Origin of the sequence: Streptomyces arenae (assembly GCF_022343545.1) — a bacterium.
Taxonomy (GTDB): Bacteria; Actinomycetota; Actinomycetes; order Streptomycetales; family Streptomycetaceae; genus Streptomyces; species Streptomyces humi.
Genome location: NZ_JAKQYH010000018.1, coordinates 73,810 through 90,592 on the forward strand (window position 1 = coordinate 73,810; position 16,783 = coordinate 90,592).

Genomic DNA, 16,783 nt, shown 5'->3' on the forward strand with positions numbered 1-16,783 from the left:
AATCGCGCGTTCACCAGCGCTCGTGAACTGGTGGAATCCGGAAGCTCGGAAACATGTGCAACAAGTTCGGAGTATTTGATTCCTGATGCCGCGCATGAGGAAGATTCGACGCTGCGCGCCTCGTCGATCATTGACGCCAGCACGGTGCGGGATCCTGATGCCGATGAGAGAATTCACGGGGAGCGCGCAGGAGCCCTGCTGCAACGAATGGGAGCAATGGACCACGTCAAGACCCTTCACGAAAAACTCCGCAGCGGTTGCCGTGATGAGGTAGATTCTCCCGCCATTACTCCTACACAGGCAGGGCGATCATGGGTGGACGGGAAGAATCTTTACTATCGGATTTCTGATCTCCTGCCGCAATATATTGGCTTCAGTGAGGCCGCCAATATTGTTGGCCTTTCGGAATCGAAGGCATCAAACATGGCCAGAAAGGGCTCCCTCCCCTTCAGAGTGCTCTGGATTGGTAATAGCCGGGTCGTGTCGGTCAAGTCGCTTATGCACGTCTTGGGTGTCCAGGACTCCCTCGTGCATCCCGATGATGTAGAGAATGGCGCTTCTCATGTCAGCGAAGAATAGAAATTCGACGAATGCTTTCGCCGCCAGGGTGGACCAATACTCTGCGGCTGCTTCGCCGAGCTCGACGAGCGAGCCAGGGCAGTGCCCGACACGGGTGATTGCGGCTCGGCTCTTCGGCGTGGCAGATCTGCTGCTGCCCATTCGTCGCGTCGGGCACGGACAGGGGCGCCATCCTTGAACTCGGCGCCGAAGCGACTTCGGCCTGCTGCCAACTGACCGCCCCCCGCTGCCTGTCCAAGCTCGCCTGCCAACAGCTCGCCCCGACAGTCCTGATCAGCGGCAGTCCACCCACAGCGGCGCTCGCCTCACCGAGCGCCGCGAACTACGGCCCCCAAGCCGAGACACCAAGGAAACGGTGCGCATCGAAAAGCGCCTGCCGCACAGGGTGGCCGCTGCTGTCCCGCCCCCGCGAAGGAAGGTCGGGCGGCGCCGTGGCCCCGAAGTACCGTCACCCCCGCGCCGCGGACGAGTCCGCCGACGCCGACCTCCACGTGCTGGCAGACCTGCTGCTCATGGCCGCCGACCATACGGGAACGCGACCCGTATCCACGGCGTCATAACCCTCGTGTCCGAGCCGAAAAATGGTATCGACGGCGATAGTATCGATAGGGATACTATCGCCATCGGGAGGCTCAAATGCGTCGTTTCATCGGGCGGGAACACGAGCTGAATGTGCTCGGCAACGCCTTGCGGGCGGTTCGCAGTGCCGTCGGGTCGGCGAGACCGGGGCAATGCATCCTCATGCGGGGACGGCGGAGGGTCGGCAAGTCCAGCCTCGTCGAGGAGCTCATCCGGCGGACCGGGACGCCGTACCTCTTCTTCACCGCGGCGGGCGGTACCGCAGAGGACGAGCTGACGGAGCTACTGGACGCGGTCGCCAGGTCCACCCTGCCGGAGCGGGGACTGTTCTCGGAGGAAACCCCCGACCAGTGGAACGCGGCACTCAGACTCCTTGCGGAGATCCTGCCCGACGACACTCCCAGCGTCGTCGTCATCGACGAGGTTCCGTATCTGATGGACCGCATCGACGCCTTCGAGGGCATGCTCCAGCGGGCATGGGACCGGCTGCTCAGCCGCAAACCGGTGCTTCTCCTCCTGGTCGGGTCCGATCTCTCGATGATGGAGGCGCTGAACAGCTACGAACGGCCCTTTCACCAGCGGGGCCGGGAAATGATCGTGGGGCCCCTGAACCCGGCCGACATCGGCGAGATGCTCGGCCTGCCGCCGGCGGCCGCGTTCGACGCCGCTCTGGTCACGGGGGGCCTCCCCCTGATCTGCGCCGAGTGGCGGCCTGGAGCGGATGTCTGGGAGTTCCTGCGCGACTCGCTGGACAACCCGATCTCGGCGCTGCTGGTCTCCGCTGAACGCTCGCTGGCGGCGGAGTTTCCACCACAGGCGATGAGCAGAGAGGTTCTGCGGGCCATCGGATCCGGGGAGCGAACCTTCACCAACATCGCTCGCGCGGCGGGCGGCATCGCCCACACCACTCTCACCCGAGCCACTGACGTCCTGACCGAGAAAAGGGTCGTGGCCGCCGAGCTGCCGCTCTCGCTGCGGCCCTCGAAGGAACGCCGCTACCGAGTGGCCGACCCCTACCTGCGATTCTGGCTCGCGTTCCTGGACCCGCACATGGCGGAGATCGAGAGGATGCGAGGAGATCTCACGCTGAGCCGGATCAAGGAGCGGTGGACGAGCTGGCGGGGCCGCGCGATCGAGCCCCTGGTCCGGGAATCCCTCGCCCGCCTCCTGCCGGAGGGGCTCCTGCCCGCTGCCCCTGCGATCGGCGGGTTCTGGACCCGCAGCAACGACGTCGAAATCGACCTGGTGGGCGCCGACCGGCAGCCGGTGGCCAAGCAGTTGCTCTTCCTCGGCTCGATCAAGTGGCTGGAGAACTCTGCGTTCGACAGCCACGACCTGGCAGCACTGCAGAAGCACCGTGCGGCGGTCACCGACGAGCCCGTACCGCTCGTGGCGGTTTCCCGCAGCGGGATCGGTTGTTCCGGACTCCAGGCGGTGTACGGCCCCGAAGCACTGCTCAACGCTTGGCGCAGGGCATGAGCAGGAACTGAACCCCTGGTTGCAGTTCTGGTTGCATTCACCGCTGTTCAGCGGCGTCCGCCACTTGGCCCCAGCCCCATTCCGCCGCAGGTCAGAACGCCCCCGGCCCTTGCTGTACAGCCAGACGAACAGTTGAAAAGCGTGTTGGGGGCAACCCCTCACGAGTTCGAATCTCGTATACTCCGCCAGTGCCTCACCGGGCACGATGTCGAAGGGCCCCCTGGAAACAGGGGGCCCTTCGACGTTGTCCTCACACCCCGTTGTCCTGAGGAACGCCGTTCCCGGCCGCGGGCACATCGTGGCGAGCGTTTGGGGCTCCCATCCCGCCCCCATCGACCCAGGCAGAGCCGCCATGAACCACGCCCTCTCCACGATGCGTGGGTTGACGGCAAACGGGATGGCAGCTGAGGTGAGTGGTGGGCTGAGGTGTGTCACCAACCACCGTCGGTTCCGACGTGGAACCTCGTCAGCGCAAAGATGATCAGAAGGTCAAGTGCCATCATGGGGATGGCCCACAGCGGGTAGTACGGAACGAACATGAACTGGGTGATCAGGCTGATCCCTGCCGCCACTGCCCCAGCCCCGCGACCCCAGCTCTTGTTTGTCACGATCCCCATGCCGGCAATGACGAGTGCCAGCCCGACCACAATGTGAATCCAGCCCCAAGCGGTCAGGTCGAACCGATAGGCGTACTGGGACGCGGCGAACAAGTTGTCCTCTGCAATGCCGGATGCCCCCATGAGAATGCTGAGCGGCCCGCTGAGCATCAGCATGGCCCCGGCGAACAGGGACGCGCCGCTGAGCCTTTCGCTACTGTCCGGCCCCCCCTGCCCTCTCCGTGCCTCGTTCGGCATCGCTGCCATGGCCGTCACCTTCCTGTACAGCGCACTCACCGACGCACAACGCCCCTGCGACGCCAACCACGCTCCCCTGACAGGATCACCGCGATCCCTCAGCACCGCGACCGCAGCCCGCCATGGGGAGCGTTCGCCCCCGGCGGCGGTCACGGCTGAACCTCAGCGGACCATCGATCCAAGCCAGAGGACGCTCGACGCAGTACGCCCATCCGACGTGATCGACCTGGCAGATCACCCCCAGCTCAGAGGGGGGCCACGGCGCGTCGCCGCAGGTCCCTCCCCCGGACGTGAGTTGAGGAAGAGGAGGGCGAGCAGCGGAACGGAGAGGATCGCTTGCTGCCGCGCTGTCAGCGCGTCAAGGTCACCAGTCCGAAGATCACCAAGGCGACTCCCATGAATCCGAACTGCAGTCTCATGCGTTCAAGGTTCTTCCAGGGCGTCCCCCATCGCGTCCTGTAACGCGGCGAAAAGGTCACGTCTGCCCAGTCCCACACCCAGACGTCCACGCCGCGACAGCCACAGGCCACGACGATGAAAGCGCCGCCCGCGATCAGTGCGAGCACCCCACCAAGAAGCACGCCGTTCCTCCCCCCTCCTCACCAGTGTCACTGTCGCGGCATCGTCGCAGGAGGCGCCGAAGAGTCATGGCACGGTCTCCGGGCCGTGCCACTGTCGTGCCAGAACGGGCGGTGACTCACGGGGACGCGGACAGTTGGAAAGCGTGTTGGGGGCGACCCGTCACGAGTTCGAAACCAGATCTTGGTCGGGGCCCTCGTCGTGCCGTGGTGCCGTGGTCTCAGTTCTGGTCACACTGGCCAGGTGGGACACCTCCGCGCCCGCGGTCCTCGCCGAGCCCGCCGTCGGTGGCGGGTGAGGGTTTACCGCGCGGTGGGGTGCGGCACTCGGGACACTGCGAGTGGCTCTTCCCGCGAGTCCTCGCCGTGCGGTGCCCGGCCACGCGCACCGGGAGCCAGTCCGGGAGCGCGGCCGGGCGGAACAGAAGGCCGTCGATGACGACGATCGGTGTGGAAGAGGAGTACCTGCTGCTCGACCCGGTCACGGGTCTGCCGGTACCCCTGGCGGACAAGGTGCGGGCCGCGGCCGGCCTGGGACATCTGGTGGCGGACCAGGAGGTGCACTGCGAGCTGCTACAGGCGCAGATCGAGGTGGCCACGCCGGTGTGCGGCACGCTGGAGGAGGTCGGTGGGCATCTGCTCCGGCTGCGGCACGCCGTGGGAGCGGCCGCCGAGGCGCACGGCTGTCGGCTCGCGGCCTGCGCGACGCCCCCACTGCGTCACGGGCACCCCGTGGCCGTCACCGACCTGGCCCGTTACCGGGCCATGCTCACCCAGGCGCCCCAGCTGGTGGCGGAGCAGCTGGTCAACGGCATGCACGTCCATGTCGGCGTCCCCAGCCGGGAGACCGGTGTGCAGATTCTGAACCGGATCCGGGTGTGGCTGCCGACCCTCACCGCGTTGTCCGCGAACTCCCCGCTGTGGGACGGCCACGACACCGGCTTCGCCAGCTGGCGTACCGTGATCTTCAGCCGCTGGCCGGTCAGCGGCATGCCCCCGCGCTTCTCGGACGTCGCCGACCACGACCGGCGCGTACGGCAACTGCTGGACAGCGGTCTGATCTCGGACACCGGGCAGCTGTACTGGCAGGCCCGGCTCTCGGCCCGGTACCCCACCGTCGAGGTGCGGTGCCTGGACGTGCAGCTGCGCGCGGACGACGCGGTGATGCTCGCGGGCCTCGTCCGGGCCCTTGTGGAGACCGCGCTGGCGGAGACCGCCGCGGGCGCCCCGGTGCTCGACTGCGACCAGGAACTGCTTCAGGCGAGCATGTGGCACGCGGCCCGGCACGGCCTGAGCAGCACCCTGGTCGACCCCGGCGGCCGGCAACGCCGGGCCGGCGAGATGCTGTACGAGCTGCTGCGCCACGTCGCCCCGACGCTGGACGCGTCCGGCGACAGTCGAGAGGTGACGGCTCTGGTCCACCGGCTTCTGCAGGGCGGCACCGGCGCCGACCGGCAGCGCGAGGCCCTGGCCCAGGGTGGCCTGCCCGCCGTCACCGATCTGGTCATCGGCAGGAGCACCGTGCCCTGACTCGGTTGTCTTCGCCGGTCCCGCTCCGCGCCCCGGGCCGCCGCCCCCCACCGCGGTCCGCTGCCGGGTCATTCGCCGGCCGCCTTTTCGACCAGCGCGCTGTATGCCAGGTGCAGCGTGTCCGCGCCGGCCAGAGCGGTGAGCGCGCCCATGGCGGTGCGGGTCGCACGCGGCCACAGCAGTTGGCCCGCGGTGAGAGTGGAGGCCACCCAGACGTTCACGCAGAAGGGGCAGGTGGCCAGTTCACCGAGGGTGTGCTTGCCGTCCTCCGACCGAGCCTCCTCGTGCAGTTCCGCCGGGCCCTGCTGGGCGACGTACCTGGTGAAGGGAGCGCGCAGCGGACTGGTGACCGATGCCTTGGCCAGCAGCCGACTGAGCCGGAACGTGGCGACCGAGGTCAGCACCACGTCCCAGGGCTCGGGCCGGTCGGGCAGCGGCCGTCCGCGCAGCCGCACAGCGGCGGCCCAGGCCGTCGTGTACGCGGCGAACCCGGTCATGGCCGCGGTGTAGCCGCCCAGCGGCCGGTCCTGCCCTGCCGCGTACTCCCTTGCGGTCCGGTGCAGCAGCCCGTGCAGACGTCGCGCGAGGCGGCCGTCAGCTGCCGTGACCATGGGCTTCCGGCTCCGGGTGTCGCTGCTCCGCTTCGGCGTCGTCCGGTGCCTGTCCGTCCCGGCCCTGGTGGCGCAGGCGGATCTCGACGTGGCCGTCGTCGGTGGTTCGGGTGTCGAAGGCCGGCTGGGGTGCGGTGGCCGGGCCGCGTACGTTCCAGCCGTCCGAGAGCCGGAAGACACTCCCGTGCCACGGGCACTCGACGCATCCGTCGCTGACCGCGCCCTCGGAGAGCGGCCCGGCGAGATGGCTGCACCGCTCGGCCAGGGCGTGGACCGCCCCTCCGGTCTCCCGGACGACCAGGACGGGGGTGTCGTCCACACTGCGCCGCACCGGCCGGCCGACCGGGAAGTCCGCCACGGCTCCGATCCGGTGCCAGCCCGGGGTGACGACCTGCAAGACCTCTTCGGCGTGGTTGGCGCCGGACGCCTGGCGGTAGGCCAGGTGGCCGCCCAGCATGCCGCCGAGGGCGACCGCGGTCAGGCCCAGGAAGCCGTAGGCCCGGCCTGCCACGTGCCGTCCCTTGGCGCGCCTGGTGAGCGAGACGGCGTACAGGCCGACGGCCGCCGAGTTCGCGAGGGCGTGCACGAGTCCGACCCGTTGCTGCCGGCGGTGCAGCTCCGCCCAGTCGACCCAGCCCGCCAGGGCCGCGGGAGCGGCGGAGGCAAGGCCGACGCCGACCAGCAGACCGGCCTCGCGGGAGCGGCCGGGGTACAGGTCCAGTACCGCCGCCGACAACCAGCTCCCGATCGGCACCTGCACCATCAGCGGATGCACCGGGTGCCCCAGCCATCTGCCGTGCAGGAGATCCCGGCCGTCGCCGAGCGGCAGGGCCCGTACCCCCGTACGGACCGCGTCGATCACGGCGTCGGCCCTGGGCTCACGCTCCAGTCGGTCCAGCAGCCGCAGGACGCGACTCTGCCGCATCCGCGTTCGACGGCGTGGCGTAGTGCTCATGGTCCGCCGGGTCCCCACCTGCGCAGACACCAAACCGGAGCGGGGGCGGGCGGCGGTGGACCACGGTCACAGTGGTCAGCGCTGGAGCGGGCGGCGGTGGACCTCGGCCATGCAGGCGGATTGGCTGACGGCATGGCTCCGCCGCGGTCGGCTGGCGGCCGAGTGAGGATCCCGGCCCGAACGAACCGGCGGCCTTCCGGATAGGAGTCGATGGGAGCCGATGGGAGCTGGTGGGAGCTGGTGGGAGCCGATGGAAGTCGAGGGAAGTCGATGGTCCCGCTCGACGCCATCGCGGCTAGTGGCCGGCAGAGGGTCCGTCGCCGGCAGTGGTCCTCGCGGCCGCATCGCGTTCCGCGAGCTCGTCAGGGGACCCGCTCGGCACGAATGACCACCAGTTCTTCCCTTTCGTCGGACGCGGCGAGCAGGCCGCGTCGGCGCAGCCAGCCCTCGCGGGAGCGCAGCACCGGCCCGAAGGCGATCCGGCGCCGCCGGACCACAGCGGCCTTCAGTCCCGCCTCTCGTAGGAACTGGAGGGAGCGTTCGGTGTCGCTGAGCGCGGACTGCACGAGGAGCAGCACGCCCCCGGAGCGCAGCAGCAGGGGCGCGTCTCGGCAGATCCGGTCCAGCAGCAACCGCCCGTCGTGGCCCGCGTCCCAGGCCCGGGACCGGCCACGCGGACCTCGCCGGGCGTTCGGCGCCGGGACGTAGGGCGGATTCGCCAGGATCAGGTCGTACGTCTGGCCCTGGACCGGGTCGAAGAGGTTGCCGCGCCTGATCCGCACCGGCAGCCGGGTCAGCCAGGCGTTCAGCCGCGCCGTCCACACCGCGCGCCGGGACACGTCCACCGCGGTCACCGCGGCGCCCCGCCGGGCCGCTGCCAGCGCCAGCGCGCCGCTCCCGGTGCCCACGTCCAGTACCCGCGCCCTGGGCGGAAAAGCCTCCTCTTGGAGAGCCGAGGCCAGCAGCTCGGTGTCGTCCTGCGGAGCGTACACACCCGGAAGCACAAGGAAGTTCACCGGCGCCGAGTACCCGGGACCTGCGGACGTATGGATCTGCTGTTCGTGGTGTGAGGTGGCTCGGGGACCGGACAACGAACCGAGGCTTTCCGGGTCATCGCTGAACAGCCCGGTCGGTGGGGCCCTCTCGACCGCGGTGGCGGGCGCTGAAGGAGGGCCGGGTTCCTGGCGCCTGTCCCAAGGTGTGCATCCAGAAGGCGCGTTCAGAAGGCGCCACCGTGTGACGCCTTCATGCGGGCCTGCGGCCCGAGAACCGCTGTGCCGGAGCAGCGTCGGCGAGGACGCGTCGGTCAGCGGCCCGATGTGTACGGCGTCGCCGTTCCGTGTCGCGTCCTGGGTGATTCGGCAGCTCGGGCGGCGGCGCTGGCGGCCAGGGCGAGCAGGAGGGCGACAGCGCCGGTGATGACGTTGTTGGTGATGGTCTTAGTGGTGCTGACGTTGCCTGCCACCACCCAGGGCGCGATGATCGTCCAGACCCCCAGGAGGCAGGCTCCCCAGGCCATGCCGTGCGTGCGTTCGTAGGCTCGGCCGAAGCCCCCGCTCATCAGCAGGGCGTAGGCGAGGCCCACGAGGAGGTTGTTGATCGCCAGGGTGGACAGGCCGTTGAACCCGGTGATCCACGGTGACGCTGCCAGGTAGATGCCGGTGAGGAAGGCCAGCATGCCGACGGCCTGGCCTTGCGGGGTGCTCGTGGCGCGTTCGGCGATCTCGTGCCGTTGCCGCATGTCGATGATGTCGGGGTGGGTCTCCATGGACGGCCCGTGAGAAGTGGTCATTGCGGTCACCTCGTAATGAAGTGGACATTCCTGCCCTCGGGTACCCATCGGACGGAGGCAAACCAGCGTGAACGGAAATCGCCACCCGGGACGGGACGGAGCGGCTGGTGGCCACCGCCGAGGCCCGGGTCCCGAATCCCGGGTCCTGGGGTCCTGAGCTTCGCGTCCGGGCGTGTGTCCGGCCGTGCTTTGCCTGGGCAAGCGGTAGTACGGCGCTCAGGCGACGGACCGGCAGCGGGCGTGCAGGCGCTCAAGGGCGTCGAGAATGACGGTGCGCCGGTACCAGGAGCGCCAGGCGGCGAGATCGGCGGCGAGCCTCTCCAGGGCGATGTGCTGGGTGGATGTCAGCCAGGCGCCGGGCTGGGCGTGGTGGAAGGTGAGCGTGCCGGTGCAGTCTCCGTCGCCGGTGAGGCACGGGAGGACGTGCAGCGCGCGGCTGCCCATGGCGAGCAGCGCCTGGCCCTCCGGCGTGTCACTGAGCCGGCGGTCCCCCGCCGCGTCGGGCACGGACACGGGCCCTTTGTGATCGCGGGTCTGTGCACACAGCGCGGGCGGCCCGGTGACATGGGCGACGGCGTCGCGGTAGACGGCATCCAGGTTGGCGTGCTCCTCCAGGACGAGGGCGTGGTGCTGGGCCGGGTCGGTGAGGTGGAGTTCCACCGCGTCGGCGGCGCTGATCGTCACGGCCTTGCCGACGGCGGCGCGCAGCACGTGACGCCGGTCCCGGACGTCCGGCTGCTGTACGTCCAGCAGCTTCATGTGGGGGGCGACGACGGGTCGGCGCCCGGGGAACCAGTCACCGTCCGCCGCAGGAGCGGGGGGAGCCGTCAGCACGGCGGACGCCAGCACGCGCAGGGGCACGTTGTGGTGCTGGGAGGTGTCCCTCAGCTGGTCGAAGGCCTCCTCGGGCCGACTGAGCCGGTAACGCTCGTACAGCATCCCCTGCGCCATGCCGATCAGGCTGTGGGAGCGCAACTTGGCCCGCAGCCCGAACACTTCGCTCCACGGATCGCCCTGGGGCTCCTGGGCGCCGGTGCCCGCGCTCCCGGCGGCGGACGCCGTGCCCGGCAGGGCGGCCAGGGCGGCGTCGAGCGTCGGGTGAAGCCGCAGGCCGCGCGGCAGGAGAACGGCGAACGCCGCCACGATCTGCGGCGCCTCGGAGACGACGAGCAGGGGTTCTCCGAGATGCTGGATCCGGGCGTCGAGGATCCGCCAGGCGGTGGTACCGATGGCCTCCGTGCCCGTCAGTTCGAGCACCAGCCGCTGTCCTGCGGGGGCAGTCACCAGGCGGTCGCAGAGCTCGTCCCCGAGGGCGGCGGCATCGTGAGTGTCGACGGCACCCGACAGCCGCAGCACCAGCACACCGTTGCCCACGGCGCGCGCTGAGAGGGTGGGGGGCGTCATGGCTTGTCACAGAGTCCGGGTGGGATGAGAGCGCGTGCGGGATTCCGGCTCGTCCCTTCGACTGGACCGCCGGCCGCTGCCTGACCGATCGATGCCACTCTCGTACGCCACGACCGAGGAAGCAATCGTGTCCGCCCTGCCGCACTCCGATGGTGTGGATCATGGGGCCAGATGGCTTCGGCACGACGCTCGGCCCGGCCTGAACGCGGCCGGCTGCCGCAGCCCACCCCTGCCGATACCGCGCCCGACAACACGGGGCCCGTGCCAGTCGAGACCCTTCATCAGGTATCCCGGAGGCCCGTACCGCGCCTCGAAGGGCCGCCGAGGCGGATCAGGGTCCCTCATCCGGGATGGTGTGCCCGAGTCCCGGCCCTGTTCCTGCCGGCGATCCAGGTGGTCGTCCGCAGGGGCAGAGCGCGCGGGGTCGAGAGCGTTGCGCCTGCCGTGGTCGGGTGCCCGTCACGGTTGGGTCGGCCACTTCACCACCGCGTCGCCGTGCTCGGCCGTGTGGACGTAGAACGCCGTCAGTTCCTGGTGCGCCTCGGCGAACACCCGCCGTGCCTCGGGCTCCGCGCCCTCCCCTCCGAAGCGGGGCAGCAGCGTGTCCCTGGCGGTGTCCCACAGGACGTCGAAGTCGGCGGCCGTCAGGAATCCGGCCACCCCGCGGGTCCGGGCGGCCGTCAGCACGAGCAGCGGCGGTTCGTGCCGGCCCGTCCGGAACACGGGGCGCCCGCCGAGCACCACGTCCGGGCCGTGCGGTGACGCTCCGGCGTAGATGCGCTCCTGGTCGGGGCAGCGGGTGTCCAGCACCTCCTCGCGGTGCCGCCCCGCCCGGTGCGGGACGGTCTCGGGGGCATTCGTGAAAAGCCGTTCCAGCCACGCCGGGCTGTTGCGCAGTGCGGGGGCCGGCACCGCTCGCAGGCGGAGGTACGCGCTCATGCCAGGAGGAGCGCACGGAGGGGCCGGAGCATCACCCGGCACGGGAGGCCCGGGAACGTTGTGACATTTCTGTGTGATCGCACGCTGGTCACGATGAGGCCGTCGATGGGACCGGAGCACGACGGACGGCGTGGACTCGGCTGTGATCGGTGTGAACGAGGGCAATCTTGGGCCAGGTACGGCAACCCCGGCGTGTACAGGAGTACGACGGGGATCTGGGCGCTGCGGTCGCGCGGGCCCAGGAGGGCGACGAGGCCGCCTTCGCGGTCGCCTACCGGATCGTGCAGCCGAACCTGCTCGGCTACCTCCGCGGAATCGTCGGCGACGACGCGGAGGACGTGGCGTCGGACGCCTGGCTGGAGATAGCCCGGGACATCGGACGCTTCAAGGGCGACGGGGCCGGGTTCCGCGGCTGGACCGCGACCATCGCCCGGCACCGGGCACTGGACCACCTGCGGCGCCGGCGGGTGCGGCCCCAGGCCGTCGGGACCGACCAGGACGTGCTGGAGCTGCCCAGCCCGCACAGCACCCCTGAGCAGGCGCTGGAGTCCATCTCGACCGAGCGCGCGCTGGAGCTGGTCCGCGGGCTGCCGCGGGACCAGGCCGAGGCCGTGCTCCTGCGGGTCGTCGTCGGCCTGGACGGTCCCGCCGCCGCTCGGGTCCTCGGCAAGCGCCCGGGAGCGGTGCGCACGGCAGCCCACCGGGGCCTCAGACGCCTCGCACGCCAGCTGGGCATCGGCGGTGAAGCGGAGGCGGGTGTGACGGATGGGACCTCCCGCACGCTTGGGGATTCGACATGAACGACGTCGGTGACGGTGATCGTCGGAGACAGAAACGGAAGCGGACATGAGCGAGCGACGGGACGGCGAGGGGGTACGCGGCCGTCGGCGTGCACGGAACGGCGACGCCCGGTCCGGCCCGGCGGACGTGCGTGACGACGCCGGCGCGCTGGAGACGGTCCTCGCCGCCGTCATCCGCGCCGACGAGCTCGCCCCCGGCATCGAGCAGCGGGCCGTGGCAGCCTTCCGGGCCGCCCACGCCTCGGGCGCGCACGAGGCCCGTACCCGGCGCCGGGACGACTGGCGGCCGGCCGGGCAGCGGCGGGCCCGGCGCCCGCTGAAGCTGACGTTCGGCGTGGTGTTCGCCGGTCTCGCCCTGAGCGGTGTGGCGGTCGCGGCCGTCGGTTCCGTCGGCAACTCCACCGAGGGTGCGGACACCGGCCGGGACACGGCGCGGCCGTCGGCGGCCGCCTCCGGCCGGCCGGGCGGCGCGGAGCCGTCACCGTCCCCGGGCGGCACCCGGGCCACGGACCGGCCCGCGACCGCCCAGGACACCGAGGCCCACTGCCGCGCCTACGACCAGGTCCGGGGCCATGGCAAGGCGCTCGACTCGACGGCCTGGCAGCGGCTCGTCGCGGCCGCCGGGGGCGCGGACCGGGTCGACGCCTACTGCGCCGATCAGCTGAGCGGGACGACGGCCACGACGAGCGGCTCGACCGGCTCTAGCGGCTCTACCGGCTCGGGCAGGTCCGCCAAGAACGGCACCGGCGCCTCCGACAAGAGCACCCCCGGGAACGGAAGCGAGAACGGGAACGGGAACGGCGGCGGGACCGGAAGCGGGAACGGCAGCGGGACCGGCAGCGGGACCGGAAGCGGGAACGGAAGCAGCAGCGGGCAGGCGAGCAGCGGGCAGGCGAGCGGCGGGCAGGGCAACGGCAAGGACAAGTAGGCCGCGGGCAAGCCATCGCCGAGTCGCGCGGACGCCACCGCCGAGCCGCGCGGACGCCACGGCCGGTCCGCCGTCGGCGGGCCCGCGTCAGTCGGGGCGCTGGGTCTGTTCGCGGGTCGGCTGGGAAGGGATGCCCGTGGTGAGGGGCGCCATGAGACGGGGCGTGGTCCGGGAGGCGCCCTCGTAGCGGCTGGGGAAGGGGTACTTGCGGTCCAGGAACGCGTGGATCGCGGTCCGGGCCGCCGGTCTGCTCTCCGGGGGCGTGTCGACGTCGTTGAGGCAGAAGAAGTCGACGTCCTCCCCGGCCGCGAGGCGGGCCAGCCGGCGGCGCATGTCCGGGGTGCCCAGCTGGACGTAGCGGAACCGGTAGTCCGCGGGGACGGCCCGGCCGGTCGCCAGCGCCCAGTGGTGGTGCAGCGTGGAGGCGGGGGCCACGTCGGAGGTGGCACGGAAGCGCGAGTAGGCGGTGCGTTCCAGTTCCTCGATGCCGCGGCACTCCATCTCCAGCATGACCGACAGCAGTTGGGGGTGCGGGGTGTGCAGCGACTTGTGCGTGACGTACCGGCCGTGGAAGCGCCGGATCACCTCACGGGCGTTCTTGCCCGCGGAGTTGGGGGCCGGCTCCAGCGGGTGCGGGGCGCCGACACCGAGCTTCAGCGGGGAGAGCGGGATGCGGGCGATGCCGTTGCCGTGGAAGAAGTGCTCGGGCCCCACCGGGCGGTTGATGAAGACGTCGTCGTTGAAGTAGAGGTAGTGCTCCGACAGGCCCGGGATGTGGTGCAGGCGGCTCTCTATGGCGTGCGAGTTGAAGACGGGCAGCGCGGCCGCCGGGAGGATGTCCCGGTGGTCGACCACCGTCAGGCCCTCGGCGTGCGGGTCCAGCCAGGACGGGAGCTGGGAGTCGGTCACCAGGTAGACGTGCCGGACGAAGCCGGCGTACATCTCCAGGGAGCGCAGGGCGTACTTCAGTTCGTCGTGGCTGGTGTAGCGGGAGGCGCCGGTCTCGCGGGCGGCTATGCGGTTCCCGGAGGAGTGCCGCTGGTGCGCACGGCGTTTCGCGGCCATCGCCGGGTCGTCCCCGTCCACCCAGGTGTACACGGCGTCGACGGGGAAGAGGACCTCGTCGATGCCGGGCTCGGCGAACGGTGCGAACGTCGGGAAGGTGCGGTGCCGCCCCACCACCGCGGCCGGCTGCCGCGCCGCCGCCGGGAGCACCTCCGTCACGGGGTTGCGGCGCGGGGCGACGAGCGCCGGGCCGAAGACGTCCGTGAGACGGCTGCCCGGCACGGTGAGCCAGGCGGGATCGCGGTCCCCGACCACCGTGCCGGCGGCCGCGACCTGCTCGGCCGCCGGGTCGGGGGCCGGTCCCTGGTCCGGCGCCGGGGCCGCGCCCAGGTCACGGCCGGGCCGCCAGAACTCGATGTCGCAGCCCGCTTCGAGGCCACTGAGCACCTGACCCCGGGGGCCGAGCCGCACCACGCCGGTGCGGAGGACCGGGGCCCGCCACAGCGCCCGCGGCAGCCTGCCGTCGGCCCACAGCACCGTGCTCGTCACGGCACCGTCCGGGGCGACGGCGCCCACGTACCCGACGGTGCCGGCGAAGCGCTGGGCGGCCCGGGCGAGCACCGCGTCACGGTGCGCCTCCTCGACGCCGACCACCTGGCGCGGGACGCCGTGCCCGTGCTCGACGGGGACCAGGAAATACGGGACGCGGAGCCCTTCCAGCAGGGTGCAGACCCGCTCCAGGTCGGCTTCGGCGGCGTCCGCGGCGGTGTAGGCGGTGACCGTACGGCCGTACAGCCGGGTCGGCCCGAAGGCGATGCGCCGGGTCCCCGGTACGACGGCACGCAGCCGGCGCCGGGGCCGGGCAGCGCGCAGCGCCCAGAGGCCGGCCGACAGCCGGAGCCACAGACGCAGCAGCAGGTCCCGGGCGGCACGCAGACCCGACGGTGCCGTGAAACGGTGACGGATGTCCATGCCCCCCGGCCCCGTCACTTCAGCTTCTCGCCGGACTTCTCACCGGACGCCTCGCCGGACTTCTCGAAAGGGCCCGGGAAGGGGAAGTAGTCCTCCAGGAACTCGTGCATCCGGGCGCCCACCCGCTCCCGTTCCTCGGGCGGCACGTCGACGTCGTTGAGGCAGAAGAAGTCGAAGCGGCGGTTGCGGCGCAGGTCGGCCAGGCGCGCCTCGGCGTCGGGCCGGCTGATGTTGACGTACCGGAAGCCGAACCGGCCCGGCACGCCGTGGCCGGTCATCAGCGCGTACTGGTAGAGCAGCGGGGCCGTCACGGCGACGTCCTGCGGCGAGCGGAACCGGGACGCCGTGGTGCGGGCGATGTCCTCCGGGAAGAGGTCCTCCAGCGCGCGCAGGGTCTCGCGCCGCTGGGGCAGCGGGGTGTGCATGAAGTTGTTCGTGGTCATCCGCCCGAACTTCGCCAGCAGCAGCTCGCGGACGTTCTTGCTCGCGGAGTTGGTTGCGGTCTCCTCGGCGTGCGGCTTGCCGACGCCGATCTTGAGCGGGGAGACCGGGATCTTCATCAGGCCGCTGCCGTGGAAGAAGTGCTCGGGGGTGACCCGGCGGCCGACGAACACGTCGTCGTTGAAGTAGAGGTAGTGCTCGGACAGGCCCGGGATGTGGTGCAGCCGGGTCTCGATGGCGTGCGAGTTGAAGACCGGGAGGACGCCCTCCGGGAAGATGTCACGGTGGTCGACGACGGTGATCCCGGGCGCCGAGTCGTCCAGCCAGTGCGGCTTCTGGCCGTCGGTCACCAGGTAGACGTGGCGGACGAAGCCGGCGTACATGGCGAGCGAGCGCAGCGAGTACTTCAGTTCGTCGTGGCTGGTGTAGCGGGAGGCGTTGGTCTCCTTGTCCAGGATCTCGGCGGTGCCGCGCTCCTGGTACCGGGCGCGCTTGGCGCGCATCGCCGGCTCCTCGCCGTCCACCCAGGTGTATACGACGTCGACGGGAAAGGTGACGTCGTCGACCCTCGGCAGGGTGAGCGCGGCGAAGCTCGGCAGTTCGCGGTCGCCGACGCGCACCACGGCCGGCTTCTGCTCGGACGCCGGCAGCACGTCCGTGACGCCGTTGTTCCGCGGGGCGACGAGGGATTCGGCGAAGACGTCCTCGGAGGCCTGCGGCTGTACGGAGGCCAGTCGCCGGGGGCCGCTGTCGGAGGCGAGGAGCGCCGCCCCGTCCTCCCAGAACTCGATGTCGCAGGCCAGTTCGGGGCCGGCGAGCAGCTGGCCCGTGGGACCCAGGTGGTTCTCGCCGATCCGCAGGACCGGGGCGGTACGCAGCGCGGCCGGCAGCACGCCGTCCATGAACAGCGCGGGGTGCCTGAGCTTGCCGCCGGGCAGCGGCCTGCCGATGAACACGGCCTTCCCCGCGTTCAGCGTCTCCAGGGCGGTGAGCAGGCGCTCCCGGTCGACGGCGTTCACCCCGACCGTGTGCCGGATCCGGGAGGCCGGCACCAGGAAGTAGGGGATGCCCTCCTGCTCCAGCGCGGCGACGACCAGGCCGAGGTTGGCGGCGGCCGCGTCGGCGGCGCTGAACCGGGTGACCACCCGTCCGTAGAGCTGCTGGCCGCGCACCGCCACCGGGCGGAGCACCGGGTCCGTGACCGCCGCCCGGCGGCGCCGCCGCTGGGTGCGCAGCTGCCAGACGGTCTCGGCCGCCTTCCGCTCGACTCGCGGCCGCATCCGCCGGGCAAAGGAACGCACCGTCACGTTCTCGGCTCCTCTACGTCAACCCTCACA

General features: G+C 71.1%; 14 protein-coding genes. 5 read left to right on the top strand and 9 right to left on the bottom strand.

Annotated elements, in window-relative coordinates:
• Positions 1-30 precede the first annotated feature (30 nt).
• Both MB828_RS09530 and MB828_RS09535 read left to right on the top strand, forming a co-directional pair.
• Complete coding sequence (locus tag MB828_RS09530) at positions 31-579, top strand: hypothetical protein (protein ID WP_301647794.1); 549 nt, start codon at positions 31-33, stop codon at positions 577-579.
• Positions 580-1,215: 636 nt separating this feature from the next.
• On the top strand, positions 1,216-2,637 hold the full coding sequence (locus tag MB828_RS09535) for an ATP-binding protein (protein ID WP_301647795.1): 1,422 nt from the start codon (positions 1,216-1,218) through the stop codon (positions 2,635-2,637).
• A gap of 431 nt (positions 2,638-3,068) precedes the next feature.
• Here MB828_RS09535 and MB828_RS09540 read toward each other — a convergent pair whose 3' ends face one another.
• Complete coding sequence (locus MB828_RS09540) at positions 3,069-3,500, bottom strand: DUF7144 family membrane protein (protein WP_301647796.1); 432 nt, start codon at positions 3,498-3,500, stop codon at positions 3,069-3,071.
• 1,004 nt (positions 3,501-4,504) lie between these two features.
• Between MB828_RS09540 and MB828_RS09545 the strand changes: the two genes are divergently transcribed.
• On the top strand, positions 4,505-5,599 hold the full coding sequence (locus MB828_RS09545) for a carboxylate-amine ligase (protein WP_133023832.1): 1,095 nt from the start codon (positions 4,505-4,507) through the stop codon (positions 5,597-5,599).
• A 68-nt stretch (positions 5,600-5,667) separates the two neighbouring features.
• On the opposite strand, the gene MB828_RS09550 is transcribed toward MB828_RS09545, so the two are convergent.
• From MB828_RS09550 to MB828_RS09575, 6 genes are all read right to left on the bottom strand, one after another.
• On the bottom strand, positions 5,668-6,210 hold the full coding sequence (locus MB828_RS09550; RefSeq protein WP_301647797.1) for a DUF1360 domain-containing protein: 543 nt from the start codon (positions 6,208-6,210) through the stop codon (positions 5,668-5,670).
• Positions 6,194-7,165 (bottom strand): Rieske 2Fe-2S domain-containing protein, encoded by a 972-nt coding sequence (locus tag MB828_RS09555; RefSeq protein ID WP_430381355.1) that lies wholly within the window; start codon positions 7,163-7,165, stop codon positions 6,194-6,196. The genes MB828_RS09550 and MB828_RS09555 overlap by 17 nt, the downstream gene beginning before the upstream one ends.
• A gap of 362 nt (positions 7,166-7,527) precedes the next feature.
• Positions 7,528-8,181, bottom strand: a complete 654-nt coding sequence (locus MB828_RS09560) for a HemK2/MTQ2 family protein methyltransferase (protein WP_301647798.1) — start codon at positions 8,179-8,181, stop codon at positions 7,528-7,530.
• Between the two features lie 290 nt (positions 8,182-8,471).
• Positions 8,472-8,933, bottom strand: a complete 462-nt coding sequence (locus MB828_RS09565; protein ID WP_133023970.1) for an SPW repeat protein — start codon at positions 8,931-8,933, stop codon at positions 8,472-8,474.
• A 240-nt stretch (positions 8,934-9,173) separates the two neighbouring features.
• Positions 9,174-10,361, bottom strand: coding sequence for an ANTAR domain-containing protein (locus MB828_RS09570; RefSeq protein ID WP_301647799.1), 1,188 nt, complete (start codon positions 10,359-10,361; stop codon positions 9,174-9,176).
• A 459-nt stretch (positions 10,362-10,820) separates the two neighbouring features.
• Positions 10,821-11,300 carry a DUF1877 domain-containing protein gene (locus MB828_RS09575; protein WP_301647800.1) on the bottom strand — a complete coding sequence of 160 codons (480 nt, stop codon included), beginning with the start codon at positions 11,298-11,300 and terminating at the stop codon, positions 10,821-10,823.
• Positions 11,301-11,467: 167 nt separating this feature from the next.
• On the opposite strand from MB828_RS09575, the gene MB828_RS09580 reads away from it, so the two are divergent.
• Positions 11,468-12,100 (top strand): RNA polymerase sigma factor, encoded by a 633-nt coding sequence (locus tag MB828_RS09580; RefSeq protein WP_301647801.1) that lies wholly within the window; start codon positions 11,468-11,470, stop codon positions 12,098-12,100.
• Positions 12,101-12,146: 46 nt separating this feature from the next.
• Positions 12,147-13,028: a hypothetical protein gene (locus tag MB828_RS09585; RefSeq protein WP_301647802.1), complete on the top strand. Its 882-nt coding sequence runs from the start codon at positions 12,147-12,149 to the stop codon at positions 13,026-13,028.
• Between the two features lie 87 nt (positions 13,029-13,115).
• Here the strand turns inward: MB828_RS09585 and MB828_RS09590 are convergent, their stop codons facing one another.
• Positions 13,116-15,005, bottom strand: a complete 1,890-nt coding sequence (locus MB828_RS09590) for a stealth family protein (protein ID WP_301647803.1) — start codon at positions 15,003-15,005, stop codon at positions 13,116-13,118.
• A gap of 14 nt (positions 15,006-15,019) precedes the next feature.
• Complete coding sequence (locus MB828_RS09595) at positions 15,020-16,753, bottom strand: stealth family protein (protein ID WP_301647804.1); 1,734 nt, start codon at positions 16,751-16,753, stop codon at positions 15,020-15,022.
• Positions 16,754-16,783: the final 30 nt, after the last annotated feature.